Source organism: Crossiella sp. CA-258035, assembly GCF_030064675.1.
Classification (GTDB): domain Bacteria; phylum Actinomycetota; class Actinomycetes; order Mycobacteriales; family Pseudonocardiaceae; genus Crossiella.
This window is the reverse complement of the sequence record NZ_CP116413.1, coordinates 4,029,079-4,042,579: the sequence shown is the minus strand read 5'-3', so window position 1 is coordinate 4,042,579 and position 13,501 is coordinate 4,029,079. Positions and strand designations below refer to the sequence as shown.

The following is a 13,501-nucleotide window of genomic DNA, read 5'->3' as shown; positions in this document are numbered from 1 at the left end:
TCAGGCATCGATGGTGTCCCAGAAGGCGCATTGATGGGCGCGCCAGGCGTCCACCGGCCCGACACCGCCGGCGCCGGTGCGGAACTCCTGGGAGCGCGGGGCGTCCCGGTCCACCGGCACCCAGGGCGGGGCCTGCCCGTTGGGATCACCGGTGCGCGCGAACCGGGTCCAATAGCCGATCATGGTGGCAGCCAGCGCCCGCTGGGGTTCGGTGTGCGGCACCAGTTTTCCGTTCCAGTCCACCGGTTTTCCGGCCATGTCGAACAGGTAGGTCAGTTCCGCGCCGTGCCCGGCGCCGTCGGGCATCGAACCCGGCGGCAGCGGTGCGTACGGGGGTGCGGTGCGGTCGGCGAACTCGTAGGCGTAGGCAGGCATCCGGGCGGCGAACGCGCGGGCGTCCCGCAGCTGCGGGCAGGCCATGCCGCGGTCGGTGTCCAACGCCGCCCAGGCCAGCGCGGGGCTGTCGTAGTCCGGCAGCGGATAATGTCGCCGCACGAGTTCGGCGTGTCCGCCGAAGGCCTGCTCGGTGAGTGCGTGGAAGCGCTTCTCGGTGATCGGCTTGTCGGGCAGCTCGGACCAGGCGGTGACCAGCCGGGCCTCGTCGCGGGTGTGCCCGGTGAGCACCGGCACCCGGTGGAAGGCCCCGGCCGCGACCGCGTGGCCGGGGTCCAGCGGCAGTGTGGCGGTGCCGGCCGCCGGTGCGCCGAACTCGGTCATCCTGCCCAGCAACGCTTCCGCCGGCAGTTCGCGCAGGCAGTCCAGCGCGCCGGGCCCGGCCGGGCAGCCCAGCTCGGCGGCCGCCTGGGCACCGCTGGCCACCACCTCGTCCCGGGGTGGCCAGTAAGAGCGCGCCTTGCCCGCGGCACGGGCAGGTTCCGGCGTCGTGCCCCAGCTCTCCGGCACGATCCCCCAGCCGGGGAAGGAGCAGCTGCCACTTTGCAGGATCACCTTGTCGAACAGGCCGAGCGCACCTGGCGAGGTCAGGTGGGCGCAGCCGTCGATACCGCCCGCGGACTCCCCGAACAGGGTCACGTTGTGCGGATCGCCGCCGAAGGCCGCGGCGTTGTCCCGCACCCAGCGCAGCGCCGCCTGCTGGTCCAGCAGCCCGAAGGAGCCTGAGTCGGCCAGCCCGGGGTGGCCGAAGAAGCCGAACACGCCGAGCCGGTAGTTGATCGTCACCACCACGACGTCGCCGCTGGTGACCATCCGTCGGGCATCGACCTCGTTGCCGGTGCCGCCGAAGTTGCCGCCGCCGTGCAGCCACACCATGACCGGCTTCGGCCGGTGCCCGTGCAGCGGTGTGGTCACGTTCAGGTGCAGGCAGTCCTCGCTGCTGTGCTGGATCTCGCCCACGGCCTGCCGGCACGGCAGCGCGAACTTGCCAGCGTCCCGTACCCCCGGCCACGGCCGCACCGGTTGTGGCGCGCGCCAGCGCAGCCCGCCCACCGGCGGCGCGGCATAGGGCACTCCGGTGAACCGGCGCACGTGGTCGTCCACCACGCCACGGACAAGCCCCGCGGTGGTGCGCACGGTGTCTCCCGCTAGGTGACCGGCGGCCGTCGATGTTTCCGTCGGCAGCCCTGCCGCCACTCCTGCCACCACCGTCGTGACCACCGCCGCGAGTCGCCACCTGACCATCGCGGTTCCCCCTTCCGATCGGCTCTCCTGGGTCACCCAGCCTGCTGCCCGGTCACCGCCACCACCAGTGGCGAAGGGCCGGGCCTGGCGTGCCGCTCGGTCAGCCTCGCGCGACGAAAGTCAGTGCTGGTGCGACGAAAGTCAGGTCCTGGGGCGCGGACGGCGCACGCGGGGCCGGTCGACCTACCATCACGCAGTGGTCGAGAACTCCCGCCTGGTCCGCTGGCTGCCGCTGGTCATGACGCTGCTGGCCGTGCTCGGCGCGTGGTTCGGGCTCGTGGTGCTGCCCGGCCCGCCCGGCTCCCGGGCAGTGCCGATCGCGCTCGGGCTGGCCGCGCAGCTGGCCGCGACCGCCGTGGTCAGCCGGTTCCGCACCTCGCCACATCTGGCCATGGCGGCGGTGACGGTGGTCGCGACCTCGTTGCTGCTGCTGGACTCCCCGTGGCGGCCGCTGCTGATCGCCCAGGGGGTGCCGTGGGTCCCGGTCAGCCTGACATGGGCCACGGTGCTCACCGTGGAGCACGCGCGCACGCCGGGCCAGCTGCGGATCGCCGCGGCGTTCGCCTTCGGTTATCCGCTGGCCGCGGTCGTGCACACGGTGCTGGACGGCGCGGGCCCGTCCGTGCTGAACCTGCTGGCCAACACGGCCACCCCGATCCTGGGTGGCGTGGCGGTCAGTCTGGCCGCCAGGTTGCAACGTGCGCGACGGGACCGGGTGGCCGCGCTGGCCAGGGACCGGGCCGAGGTGGCCAGGCGGGCCAGGGAACAGGAGCGGCAACGGGTGGCCACCGAGATCCACGACAGCCTGGGGCACGTGCTGACCCTGCTGGTGTTGCACGCCAACGCGTTGACCGTCACCACCACCGAGGCGCCCGCCCGCGCCGCCGCCGAGCGGATGAGCCGGCTGGGCACCGAGGGCCTGGCCGAGCTGCGCAAGCTGCTCGACCTGCTCAGCCCGCCGGAGCCGGCCACTCCGACGCCGCACACCCTGGTGGCCGAGGCGCGCGCCGCCGGGCAGGACGTGCGACTGGACCTCACCGGTGATCTGGACCGGTTGCCCCTCGCCCTGGCCCGCACCGTGGACCAGGTGGTGCGGGAAGGTCTGACCAACACCAGACGGCACGCCCCCGGCGCACCCACGCAGGTGCGGATCACCGTCGGTGACACCGTGGACGTGCTGGTGCGCAACGGACCTGGCGGAGCCGACCCCGGCCCTGGCTCCGGTCGCGGACTGGCGGGGCTGAGCCGGAGCGTGGCCGTGCTCGGCGGGACCTGCGAACACGAGTCCACTTCGGACGGTGGCTACGCTCTGCGTGTCAGCCTGCCCGTGGGCGGCGCTGCCAAACGCGATGAGCGAGACCTTACGGGGACGGTGGACCAGCAGTGAGCACGCGTTCCGGACCGGTGCCGGTCGTGGTGGTGGATGACGAGCCCATGGTCTGTGAGTTCCTGCGCACCATCCTCTCGGCCACCGGCGAGATCACCGTGGTCGCGGTGGCCCACGACGGCGCGGCGGGCATCGCGGCGGTCCGCAGGCACCGGCCCGCGGTGGTGCTGATGGACCTGCGCATGCCGGAGCTGGACGGGATCAGCGCGACCCGCGAGATCAGCGCACTGCCCGATCCCCCGGCTGTGGTCGCGATGACCACCTTCGACACCGACGAGCACGTGCTCGCCGCGCTGGATGCCGGCGCGCACGGCTTCCTGCTCAAGACCACCCCGCCGGGGCAGCTGGTGCCACTGGTGCTGGCCGCGGCGACCGGCACGTCGGTGCTCTCCCCCGAAGCACTGGGCCGGTTGCGCCAGCACCGGGCCGGCGAACCACCGAGGCGCGCCGACCCGGAGCTGGAGGCGCTCAGCGAACGGGAACGCGCCGTGCTCACGCTGCTGGCCGAAGGACTGTCCAACGCCGACATCGCCACCCGGCTGTACCTGAGCGAGGGCACGGTGAAGGGACATGTGTCCCGCCTCATGACGCGGCTGCGATGTGCCAACCGCACCCAGCTGGCACTGCGCGCCGACCGGCCGAGGTGAGGCAGAGCCGGCGAGATCAGCTCTTGTGGTGCGACTGGTTTCCGGCGGTCAGGGCTTCCTCGACGGTGTGGTACAGCCGGAGCAGCTGGTCCAGGCCGGTGAGCTCGATCGGCCGGATGACCGGGCGGTTGGAGTCCACGACGATGCGCAGCGGTTCCCGTCGCGCTTCCGCACGGCCGGTGGCCTCCACCAAGGCCGTGAGGCCGGTCGAGTTGAGGAAGCTGACCTCGGTCAGGTCCAGGATGCAGTCCTCGCCCGTGGTGTCGTCGATGGCGCTGACCGCCGCGGCGTGCAGCGCCGGCGCGGTGTCGGTGTCGACGTCGCCGACGACCGAGATCACGACGGTTCCGGCCACCACATGGCGGACGATGTCCAGCCCTGGTGGTGACGGCTCAGCGTGCGGTGGCTGACTCACGGCTGGACCCTACCGGATCAGTGACCGCTCTCAGCAGGTCACAACAGGCGCGCGGGGGTGGCCGATGCCGTCGTTGCGCATGGAGGCGTGGGCGACCAGCATGCGGATGATCCAACGCCGGGCGAGCACTGCGAGCAGGAGCACCACCGCCGCGCCGATGAGCAGCCACATGGTCACCGGTGTTCTCGCACAGAGAGGTTGGGAAAGAACTTGGTGCCGATCAAACTCGGGTCCAGGTTCCGCATGCGCATGATCTGCCCCTCCGCATTGCTCGCCGTACTCGCCGCACGCCGCCGCCTCCACGCGATCATCGCTTGCTCGTACACCCACAAGCGCGGGCAATGACGACGGTGGCAGCAACCGGTCAGCCCGCGAAGAGGAGCGGCACGGTCTGTTTCGGTAGGCTCGCGGTGTCTTCTCACCGGAGGGCTCGCTGAGTCCTCAAGGGCTTTGGCCTCGCTGATGGGTTCCCTGCCGCACCGTGGCAGGGAGGTGGGAGTCGTTACCCGACTCTGGCGAGGTCTGTCTTGACTCAGCATGTGATCGTGATCGGCGCCGGTCTCGGCGGCCTTTGTCTGGCGCAGGGCTTGCGCCGCGCGGGAATCAGCGTCGCCGTCTATGAACGCGATGTCTCACCGGTCGTCCGCGCGCAGGGGCATCGGCTGCACCTCGACGCGCAGGGCCACAGGGCACTCGCCGCCAGCCTGCCGCCGGAGCTGTTCGCGCTCATCGGGGCAATCGCCGGCCGTCCGGCGCCGCGGGTGACCGGCTTCGACGAGCAACTGCGGCAGACCGCGGTGTTCGAGCTGGCCGCGGATCTTCTGCCAGCGCCCGTTGTGCTCGACCGGCATGTGCTGCGCCAGGTGCTCCTGCGCGGCCTGGACAACGTCGTGGAGTTCGGCCGCCGGTGTGTGGGCTACCAGGCCGATGGGGAGGTGGTCACGGCCCACTTCGCGGACGGCTCGGCCAGGCAGGGCACGTTGCTGGTGGGCGCGGACGGCATCGGGTCGGTGATCCGGGCGCAGCGCCTCCCGCAGGCCCGGGTGGTCGACTCGGGGGTGCGGTTGATCTACGGGCGGGTGCCGCTGACTCCGGCACTGCGCGCCGCCCTGCCGCCCGCGATGATCAGCGTCTTCAACTCCGTTTCCGGGCCGGGGCAACGGTTCCTCGGCATCGCGCCGGTGGAGTACCGGGAACGGCCACGCGCGGCGGCGGCCCGGCTGGAGCTGGCACCGGACAGCCTCGCGGTCATGTTCGGGCGACGCCGCGAGTCGCTGGGCCTGTCCGAGGAGGACCTGCGCACGGCGCCGGGCACCCGGTTGCGCGAGGTCGTGCTCGACCAGATCACCGGGTGGCATCCCGTGCTGCGGCGCATCGTCACGGAATGGGACACCTCGACGCTCTATCCGATCAGGGTGCGCAGCAGCGTTCCGCTGTCGCCGTGGGCCAGTTCCAACGTCACCCTGCTCGGCGACGCCATCCACGCGATGAGTCCGGCAGCCGGCGCCGGTGCGAACATGGCGCTGCGGGACGCGGCCGCGCTCTCGGCCGCGCTGGCCAACGCCGCGCCAGGCACCTCGCTGGTGGACGTCGTGCGGGACTACGAGCGGCACATGGTCGAGGAGGGCTTCGACGCAGTGAAACGCTCATCGGCGAACGGAGTCCGGCTGCTCGGGGAGAACCCGCTCCCCACGCCATGATCACCGAACCTGCGGCACACCCCACGCCGTGGCGACCCGCTCCGGGGTGAGCACCGTGCTCGGCGTCCCCTCGGCGACGAGTGCGCCCGCCCCGAGCAGCAGGCAGTGGTCGGCGCGGCCGGCGGCGGTGAGGTCGTGGGTGACGCGCAGCACGGTCACGCCCTCGCGGCGGGCCTCGTCGAGCGCGTCCTCGATGCGGGCCTGGGCCTGGAGGTCCAGGCCCGCGGACGGCTCGTCGAGCAGCAGCAGATCGGACTGCTGGGCCAGGCCCTGGGCGACGAGCGCGCGCTGGCGCTGCCCGCCGGAGAGGGTGCCCAGCCTGCGGCCGGCGATCGCGGTGATGTCCAGCCGCGCCAGGCATTCCTCGACCACCTCCCGGTCCTGCCTGGTCAGCCGGTGCCACGGCCGCCGGTGCGCCCACCGGCCCATGGTCACCGCGGCGCGCACGGTGATGGGCAGGGTGCCGGAGACCTCGCTGTGCTGGGTCACGTAGGCGGGGCGGCCGGAACCGCTGGTCGTCAGGGTGCCCGAGGTCGTGGGCAGCACGCCGGCGATCACGTTGAGCAGGGAGGACTTCCCGGCCCCGTTCGGGCCCACGATCGCGGTGACCCGTGCCTCTGGCACCGCCGCGGTGATGCCGCGCAGCACCTCCTGCCGCCCGTAGCTGGCGCTGACTTCACGCAGTGTGATCGCCGTCGCGTACTCGCTCATGTCCACCACTCTTTGGAATGAAAATCATTGCCACTATAGTGAGCAGCGTGGACTGGTTGCTCATCCCCTTCGAGGTGTCCTTCGTGCAGCGGGCGCTGGTGGCCGGGGTGCTCGTCTCGGTGGCCTGCGCAATCGTTGGCACCTGGGTGGTGCTGCGCGGCATGGCCTTCATCGGCGACGCGCTCTCGCACGGGATGCTGCCGGGGATCGCGCTCGCCTCGCTGGCCGGGGTGAACCTGGTGATCGGGGCCCTGCTCAGCGCAGGCGTGATGGCGCTGGGGCTCACCGCGCTGGGCCGCTCCCGGCGGCTGTCCCAGGACACCGGCATCGGGCTGCTGTTCGTGGGCATGCTGGCCACCGGGGTGATCATCGTCTCGCACTCCCGGTCCTTCGCGGTCGACCTCACCGGGTTCCTCTTCGGCGACGTGCTCGCGGTCGGCGCGGGTGACCTGGCGGGTCTGGCCGCAGCGCTGACGCTGGTGGCGGTGGTGGCCGCGCTGGGGCACCGGTCCTTCGTCGCGCTCACCTTCGACGCCCGCAAGGCTCGCACCCTGGGCCTGCGTCCAGGGCTGGCGAACGCGCTGCTGCTGGCGCTGGTGACGCTGACCATCGTCGCCTCCTTCCGCGTGGTCGGCACGCTGCTGGTCTTCGGCCTGCTCATCGCGCCGGCGGCGGCCGCGACGTTCTGGGCGCGGCGGATCAGCACGATCATGCTGCTGGCCGCGCTGCTGGGCAGCCTGGCCACCCTGATCGGGCTGCTCGTCTCCTGGCACGGGGGCACCGCGGCCGGCGCGAGCATCGCGGTCAGCGCGGTCCTGCTGTTCTTCCTCTCCGCCGGGCTCTCCGCCCTCCGGCCCGCCCGCGCCTGAGCCCGCACATCCGTTGTCCCCCAACCGAGATCGAGCGTGCACCATGACACTGAGGACCTGCCGCGGCGCAGGCTTGCTCGCCGTCGCCGCCCTGCTGCTGGCAGCCTGCGGCGCGCGGCCCGAAAGCACCACCGGGGACGTGCCGCACGGCTACGTCGAAGGCGCCGAGGAGACCGCCGAGGCGCAGTCCCGGCTGGTGGTGGCCGACGCGGACACCGGCGCGGTGCAGGTGCTCGACCTGATCACCGAGAAGACCGTGCCCGCCGGGCGGGTGGATGGCGTACGCGGCATCCTCGGCGACGGCCGGTTCGGCTACCTGACCGGCCGGGACGAGTCGGTGCGCGTGGTCGACAGCGGTTCCTGGATGGTCGACCACGGCGACCACGTGCACTACTACCGCGCCCCGGCCCGCGAGGTCGGAGTGGTGCCGGGCAAGGAGCCGCTGGCCGCGCTCAGCGATCCGGTGGTCTCGGCGGTGTCCTTCCCCGACGGCACAACGACTCTGCTCGACCGGGCGAAGCTGGACAAGGGTTCCGTGGCCGAGTTGGGCAAGATCGTCCGCAGGGCGCACCCGAGCACCGCGGTGCCCTACCGCGAGCGCGTGCTGGCCTCGGTGGCCGAGCCGGGGCAGCGGCACGCGCGCGGCGTCCGGGTGCACGACCGGCAGGGCAATCCGGTCGCCGAGATCGCGGCACCCTGCCCGGAGCTCCAGGGGCAGGCGGTCACCCGGCGCGGGGTCGTCTTCGGCTGCGCGGACGGCGCGCTGCTGGTGACCGAGAAGGACGGCACGTTCACCGGCGAGAAGATCCCGTACCCGCGCCAGGTCGGCCCGGCCGAACGCGCCACCCGGTTCACCCACCGGCCGGGCAGCGCCACGCTCGCCGCCCCGGCCGGGGAGCGTGGCGTGTGGGTGCTCGACGCCGCCCGGCGGACCTGGCGGCACCTGGAAACCGGTCCGCTGGCCGCGGTGAACGCCGTCGGCGAGGGCGCTCCGGTGCTGGCGCTGACCAGGGACGGGGTGCTGCGCGCCTTCGACGCCGCCACCGGCGCGGAGCGGGCGCGCACCCAGCTGATGCCGCCGGAGGCGACCGCGCTCGCCACCCCGGGCATCCAGGTCGACACCACCCGCGCCTACGTCAACAACCCGGGCTCGGGAGAGGTGTACGAGATCGACTACAACGACAACCTGCGCCGCGCCAGGACGCTGACCGTCAGCGGCAAGGCCAGCCACATCGTGGAGACGGGCCGATGAGCCGCGCCCTGCTCTCGGCGGCCGTCGCGGCTGTGCTGCTGCTCACCGGCTGCGCGAGTTCGGGCGGCGACCGGTCTTCGGTGGTGGTGACCACGAACATCCTCGGCGACCTCACCCGCACCGTCGTGGGCGACCAGGCCGGGGTGACGGTGCTGATGAAACCGAACGCCGACCCGCACTCCTTCGGCATCTCCGCCCAGCAGGCGGCCCAGCTGGAGCGCGCGGGTTTGGTCGTGCACAACGGACTCGGCCTGGAGGAGGGCGTGCTGCGCGCCGTGCAGGCGGCCGAACGCAGCGGGGTGGCGACCGTGCCGGTGGGCGAACGGGTCAACCCGATCAGCTACTCCGGCGGGGAGAACGCCGGACAGCCCGACCCGCACTTCTGGACCGACCCCGGCCGGGTGCGCGAGGCGGTGTCGGTGATCGCCGATGAGGTCATCGCGCACGTGCGCGGAGTGGACGAGAAAGTGGTGCGCGCCAACGCCAACCGGCTCCGCGAGGAGATCGGCGCGGTGGAGACGACGATGAGCCGCCGGTTCGCACAAATCCCGCCGCAGCGCCGGAAACTCGTGACCAACCACCACGTCTTCGGCTACCTCGCGCAGCGGTTCGACTTCCAGATCATCGGCGCGGTCATCCCCGGCGGCACCACGCTCGCCTCACCCAGCGCCGCCGACCTCAAGGCGCTGGCCGACGCGGTCCGCTCGGCCGGGGTGCCCGCGATCTTCGCCGACTCCTCCCAGCCGGACCGGCTCGCCCGGGTGCTGGCCGAGCAGGCCGGGCTGCACGTGGCGGTGACGCCGCTGTTCACCGAGTCGCTCACCGAACCGGGCCAGGGCGCGCCGACCTACCTGGACATGATGCGCGCCAACACCGAGGCGATCGCGACCAGCCTGACGCGGCCCTGACCTCCGCGCACGGCAGCACAAGCAGACCTGACGAAAGGTGCAAGGAACATGGCAACACCGCTCCTCCCCCGGCGATCGACCGCCCGGTGCGCCGCGCTCACCGCGGTGACCGCGCTCGCCCTGTCGGCCTGCGGCGCCGAGCCCGCCGCGCCCGCTCCGCAGAACGAGGCCGTGGTGACCGATCCGATCGCGATCACCTACGACGGCGGGATCCAGTTGCTGGACGGCAGAACCCTCAAGGTGGCCAAGGACATCAAGCTGGAGGGCTTCAACCGGCTCAACCCCGCCGGGGACGACCGGCACCTGCTGGTCTCCACCGCCAGCGGCTTCCGGGTGCTCGACGCCAAGCGCGCGGTGCTGACCGACATCGAGGTCAAGGCGGCCAAGCCGGGGCACGTGGTGCGGCACGCGGGCAGGACCGTGCTCTTCGCCGACGGCACCGGCGAGGTCACCGTGGTCGAGCCGGCCGCGCTGGCCGCGGGCAAGGTGCCCGCGCCGAAGCACCGGACCCCGCAGGCGCACCACGGCGTCGCGGTCCAGCTGGCCAACGGCGAACTGGTCACCACCATCGGCAACGAGGACGCGCGGCCCGGGATCGTGGTGCTGGACAAGGACGGCAAGGAGATCGCCCGCAACGAGCAGTGCCCCGGCGTGCACGGCGAGGCGGCCGCACGCGGTGAGGCGGTGGTGATCGGCTGCCAGACCGGCGTGCTGATCTACCGCGACGGCGCCATCACCAAGGTCAGCAGCCCCGACCCGTACGGGCGCATCGGCAACCAGGCGGGCGCGGAGAACTCGCCGATCACCCTGGGCGACTACAAGGTGGACAAGGACGCGGAGCTGGAGCGCCCGACCAGGGTGTCGCTGATCGACACCGAGAAGGCGACGCTGCGGCACGTCGAGCTCGGCGCGAGCTACACCTTCCGCTCGCTGGCCCGCGGCCCGCAGGGCGAGGGCCTGGTGCTGGGCACCGACGGCCAGCTCCACGTGATCGACCCGGTGGCCGGCGCGGTGACCCGCAAGATCCCGGTGCTCGGTTCCTGGCAGGAGCCGCTGGAGTGGCAGCAGCCGCGTCCGACGATCTTCGTCAGGGGCGGCACCGCCTACGTCACCGACCCCGGCAAGAAGGAGATCCACGCGGTCGACCTCGCCTCGGGCGCGAAGACCGTGACCGGCGCGCTGCCCGCCGTGCCGAACGAGCTCACCGGCGTACCCCATGACTGACACCCGGCAGCACGACATCCGCGCCGCCTTCGACGCCGCCGCCGCGGACTTCACCGCCCTCGGCCGCCACCTGTGGGATCCCATCGGCGCCGCCATGGTTGGGGTCGCCGCACCGGCCCGCGGCGAACGCGTGCTCGACGCGTGTTGCGGCACCGGCGCTTCCGCCATTCCCGCCGCGCGGGCGGCCGGACCGGAGGGGATCGTCGACGCCATCGACATGTCCGGCCCGTTGCTCGCCGAGCTGGGCAGGCTGGCCACCGGGCTGCCGCAGCTGCACCGCCACCAGGCGGACGCGACCACGTGGGCCACCGCGGATTACGACGTGGTCCAGTGCGCCCTCGGCATCTTCTTCTTCTCGGACATGACCGCGGGCACCGAGCACCTGATCAGCCGCGCGCGCCCCGGCGGCCGGGTGGTCTTCACCATCTGGCGCGGCGATGCCATGGCCGCCGCCGGTCGCCACCTCGGCCGCGCCATCGCCGGGGCCACGAACACCGAACCGCCTGCGCCACGCCCGCCGCACCTGATCGACCGCGTCAACCAGGCCGACAGCTTCGCGGCCTGGCTGACCGAGCGCGGCCTGCGCGAGGTCGAGGTCACCACCGAGGAGAAGCGCCTGGCGCTGACCCCCGGGCTGGCCTGGCTGATCGTCCTGGGTTCCGGCTTCCGCGGTGCGCTGGCGAAGCTGTCCGCCGACGTCGTGGCGGACGTTCGCCAGCGCTACCTGGCCTCGCTGCGCGCCGAGGGCGTGACCGGGCTCGACGCCTCGACGTTGATCGGCAGCGGGCGGCGGTAGGCCACGGCCAGGCGGCACAGGCTGTCGCGGACACTGTGCCGAACGCGCCGCCTACTCGCCGACCGTCGGGCTGTCGCATCGGCGGCGGCTCGCGGTCCTCAGCCAGGTTCGCCCGCCGGAGCGAGCGCCTGGTCCACGGTGGGGGCCAGGCGGAGCGTGGCCAGCAACCCGGTCACGGTCAGCGGGCGGATCACCGCGTGCTGGTCGGCCACCACCCAGACGTCGTTGCGCGCGGTGTGCTCCGCCAGCAGGGCCAGTCCTGCCGAGCTGAGGAAGCCGACCTCGCGCAGGTCCAGCACCAGCCGCCCACCCGGCAAGCCCTCGAGGGCGGCCTGGACGTGTTGCTCCAGCACGGGCACGGTGGCCAGGTCGAGCTCGCCGGTCACCGAGAGGACCACCGCGGTGCCCCGGGTCTCCCAGCCGACGCCCAGCATCCCGTTGCCCGGGTGACTGTCGTTGATCGTCATGTGGTTGTTCTCCAGCTCGGCGGGCGTGCTCCGGCCGAGGCTGCGGCCGGGTTGAATCGTTTTGTCATCGATTCGCGGGGTACCCGGAATGCATCCGAACCCACCAAGGGGGCCGCATCATGAGCACCATCACCGAGTCCGTCGACGTCGAGGTCGATGTGACCACCGCGTACAACCAGTGGACCCAGTTCGAGTCCTTCCCGGAGTTCATGGAAGGCGTCGAGGAGATCCGCCAGCTCGACGACACCCACACCCACTGGAAGATCAGCATCGCCGGGGCGACCAGGGAGTTCGACGCCACCATCACCGAGCAGCAGCCCGACTTGCGGGTGGCCTGGCGGTCCGATGACGGTCCCGAACACGCCGGGGTGGTCACCTTCCACCGCCTCGACAACACCCGGACCCGGGTGACCGCGCAGATGGACATCGACCCCGAGGGGTTCGTGGAGAACGTCGCCGACAAGCTCGGCATCCTGGACCGCCGGGTCAAGGGCGATCTGGCCCGGTTCAAGGAGTTCATCGAGAACCGCGGGGGCCGGGAAACCGGCGCCTGGCGCGGCGAGGTCGACCGCCCGGGCACCTGACCTCCGGACGACAATGGTCGAATGAGCCCGGTTCCCCCAACCGCTCCCGCGGACCAGGACGTCACCTGGACCGCGGGAGCGGTCGCGCGCATGCTGGACCTGCCGGCCTCGACGGTGCGCGGCTGGCACCGCCGCTACCGCATCCCCGCCGGACTCGCCCGGCCCGGACGGCATCGCCGCTACACCACCGGTGACATCGACGCGCTGCGGCGCATGAAGCAGCTCATCGACCGCGGCATGTCCGCCCGTTCCGCGGCCCACGTGGCCTTTCCGGTGGCCGCGCGCGCCACCGGCGCCGACGACCTGCTGGCCGCGGTGTCGCGACTGGACACCGATGCCGCGGTCGCGTTGCTGCACAGCCACTTCACCGCTCACGGCATCGTGCACACCTGGCAAACCCTGTGCTGCCCCGCGCTCAACGCCCTCGGCGGCCCGGAAGCCACCGACGTCGACGGCTGCATCGACCTCGTGCACGCCCTGTCCTGGGCCATCACCATGGCGCTGCACCGCCTGCCCGCCCCCGCCACCAACGGCCCCGATGTGCTCCTGGCCTGCGTGGAGGGCGAACGCCACACCCTGCCGCTGGAAGCATTGCGGGCCGCCCTGGCCCAGGACGGCGTCAACGCCCGCCTCCTCGGCGCGTCAGTGCCACTGGCAGCGCTCTCAGGCGCACTGCACCGCACCGACGCACCCCCGGCGGCGCTTGTGCTCTGGGCCCACCGGCCCACCGACCCCGGCCCGATCAACGACCTCGCCACGCCCCACACCCGGCTGATGCTCACCGGTCCCGGCTGGCCGAACGGTTCCGCGCACGCGCGATCACTGGCCGAGGCCATCACCCTGCTGACCCCGAGCTCGAACACGGTCTGAGTCCCGGCGTGTCCCCGACCGGATGGGCCGCAC

General features: G+C 72.5%; 15 protein-coding genes. 10 read left to right on the top strand and 5 right to left on the bottom strand.

Annotation, left to right across the window (positions count from 1 at the left end; translation table 11 throughout):
- Complete coding sequence (locus N8J89_RS18405) at positions 1–1,530, bottom strand: carboxylesterase/lipase family protein (protein WP_283665593.1); 1,530 nt, start codon at positions 1,528–1,530, stop codon at positions 1–3.
- Between the two features lie 304 nt (positions 1,531–1,834).
- Between N8J89_RS18405 and N8J89_RS18400 the strand changes: the two genes are divergently transcribed.
- Positions 1,835–3,025, top strand: coding sequence for a sensor histidine kinase (locus N8J89_RS18400; protein ID WP_283665592.1), 1,191 nt, complete (start codon positions 1,835–1,837; stop codon positions 3,023–3,025).
- Positions 3,022–3,672 (top strand): response regulator, encoded by a 651-nt coding sequence (locus tag N8J89_RS18395; RefSeq protein WP_283665591.1) that lies wholly within the window; start codon positions 3,022–3,024, stop codon positions 3,670–3,672. The genes N8J89_RS18400 and N8J89_RS18395 overlap by 4 nt, the downstream gene beginning before the upstream one ends.
- Positions 3,673–3,688: 16 nt before the next feature.
- Here the strand turns inward: N8J89_RS18395 and N8J89_RS18390 are convergent, their stop codons facing one another.
- Positions 3,689–4,087, bottom strand: coding sequence for an STAS domain-containing protein (locus N8J89_RS18390; protein ID WP_283665590.1), 399 nt, complete (start codon positions 4,085–4,087; stop codon positions 3,689–3,691).
- 30 nt (positions 4,088–4,117) lie between these two features.
- A complete protein-coding gene (locus N8J89_RS18385) occupies positions 4,118–4,264 on the bottom strand; it encodes a hypothetical protein (protein WP_283665589.1) in 147 nt (48 codons plus the stop codon).
- A gap of 368 nt (positions 4,265–4,632) precedes the next feature.
- Between N8J89_RS18385 and N8J89_RS18380 the strand changes: the two genes are divergently transcribed.
- Positions 4,633–5,787, top strand: coding sequence for an FAD-dependent oxidoreductase (locus N8J89_RS18380; protein WP_283665588.1), 1,155 nt, complete (start codon positions 4,633–4,635; stop codon positions 5,785–5,787).
- On the opposite strand, the gene aztA is transcribed toward N8J89_RS18380, so the two are convergent.
- Positions 5,788–6,498 (bottom strand): zinc ABC transporter ATP-binding protein AztA, encoded by a 711-nt coding sequence (gene aztA / locus N8J89_RS18375; protein WP_283665587.1) that lies wholly within the window; start codon positions 6,496–6,498, stop codon positions 5,788–5,790.
- A 47-nt stretch (positions 6,499–6,545) separates the two neighbouring features.
- Between aztA and aztB the strand changes: the two genes are divergently transcribed.
- From aztB to N8J89_RS18350, 5 genes are read left to right on the top strand one after another with little or no spacing between them, the layout of a single operon-like run.
- The gene (gene aztB, locus N8J89_RS18370) at positions 6,546–7,367 is read left to right on the top strand and encodes a zinc ABC transporter permease AztB (RefSeq protein ID WP_283665586.1); all 822 of its coding nucleotides are present in this window, start codon (positions 6,546–6,548) and stop codon (positions 7,365–7,367) included.
- A gap of 43 nt (positions 7,368–7,410) precedes the next feature.
- Positions 7,411–8,619: a PQQ-binding-like beta-propeller repeat protein gene (locus N8J89_RS18365; RefSeq protein ID WP_283665585.1), complete on the top strand. Its 1,209-nt coding sequence runs from the start codon at positions 7,411–7,413 to the stop codon at positions 8,617–8,619.
- Entirely contained in the window at positions 8,616–9,527 is a 912-nt protein-coding gene (gene aztC / locus N8J89_RS18360; protein WP_283665584.1) for a zinc ABC transporter substrate-binding protein AztC, read from the top strand. Before N8J89_RS18365 ends, aztC begins: the two co-directional genes overlap by 4 nt.
- Before the next feature lie 48 nt (positions 9,528–9,575).
- A complete protein-coding gene (gene aztD / locus N8J89_RS18355; protein ID WP_283665583.1) occupies positions 9,576–10,751 on the top strand; it encodes a zinc metallochaperone AztD in 1,176 nt (391 codons plus the stop codon).
- On the top strand, positions 10,744–11,547 hold the full coding sequence (locus tag N8J89_RS18350; RefSeq protein ID WP_283665582.1) for a class I SAM-dependent methyltransferase: 804 nt from the start codon (positions 10,744–10,746) through the stop codon (positions 11,545–11,547). Before aztD ends, N8J89_RS18350 begins: the two co-directional genes overlap by 8 nt.
- 98 nt (positions 11,548–11,645) lie before the next feature.
- Here N8J89_RS18350 and N8J89_RS18345 read toward each other — a convergent pair whose 3' ends face one another.
- Positions 11,646–12,014 carry an anti-sigma factor antagonist gene (locus N8J89_RS18345; protein ID WP_283665581.1) on the bottom strand — a complete coding sequence of 123 codons (369 nt, stop codon included), beginning with the start codon at positions 12,012–12,014 and terminating at the stop codon, positions 11,646–11,648.
- A 119-nt stretch (positions 12,015–12,133) separates the two neighbouring features.
- Here N8J89_RS18345 and N8J89_RS18340 point away from each other — a divergent pair, with 119 nt between their 5' ends.
- A complete protein-coding gene (locus tag N8J89_RS18340; RefSeq protein ID WP_283665580.1) occupies positions 12,134–12,598 on the top strand; it encodes an SRPBCC family protein in 465 nt (154 codons plus the stop codon).
- A gap of 21 nt (positions 12,599–12,619) precedes the next feature.
- Positions 12,620–13,468 carry a MerR family transcriptional regulator gene (locus N8J89_RS18335; protein ID WP_283665579.1) on the top strand — a complete coding sequence of 283 codons (849 nt, stop codon included), beginning with the start codon at positions 12,620–12,622 and terminating at the stop codon, positions 13,466–13,468.
- Positions 13,469–13,501: the final 33 nt, after the last annotated feature.

What these genes read in the sequence shown, in the direction of transcription:
- aztA (WP_283665587.1), bottom strand. Translation starts at nt 6,498, where the DNA reads ATGAGCGAGTACGCGACGGCGATCACACTGCGTGAAGTCAGCGCCAGC.
- N8J89_RS18350 (WP_283665582.1), top strand. Translation starts at nt 10,744, where the DNA reads ATGACTGACACCCGGCAGCACGACATCCGCGCCGCCTTCGACGCCGCC.
- aztD (WP_283665583.1), top strand. Translation starts at nt 9,576, where the DNA reads ATGGCAACACCGCTCCTCCCCCGGCGATCGACCGCCCGGTGCGCCGCG.
- N8J89_RS18335 (WP_283665579.1), top strand. Translation starts at nt 12,620, where the DNA reads ATGAGCCCGGTTCCCCCAACCGCTCCCGCGGACCAGGACGTCACCTGG.
- N8J89_RS18340 (WP_283665580.1), top strand. Translation starts at nt 12,134, where the DNA reads ATGAGCACCATCACCGAGTCCGTCGACGTCGAGGTCGATGTGACCACC.
- N8J89_RS18345 (WP_283665581.1), bottom strand. Translation starts at nt 12,014, where the DNA reads ATGACGATCAACGACAGTCACCCGGGCAACGGGATGCTGGGCGTCGGC.
- N8J89_RS18365 (WP_283665585.1), top strand. Translation starts at nt 7,411, where the DNA reads ATGACACTGAGGACCTGCCGCGGCGCAGGCTTGCTCGCCGTCGCCGCC.
- aztC (WP_283665584.1), top strand. Translation starts at nt 8,616, where the DNA reads ATGAGCCGCGCCCTGCTCTCGGCGGCCGTCGCGGCTGTGCTGCTGCTC.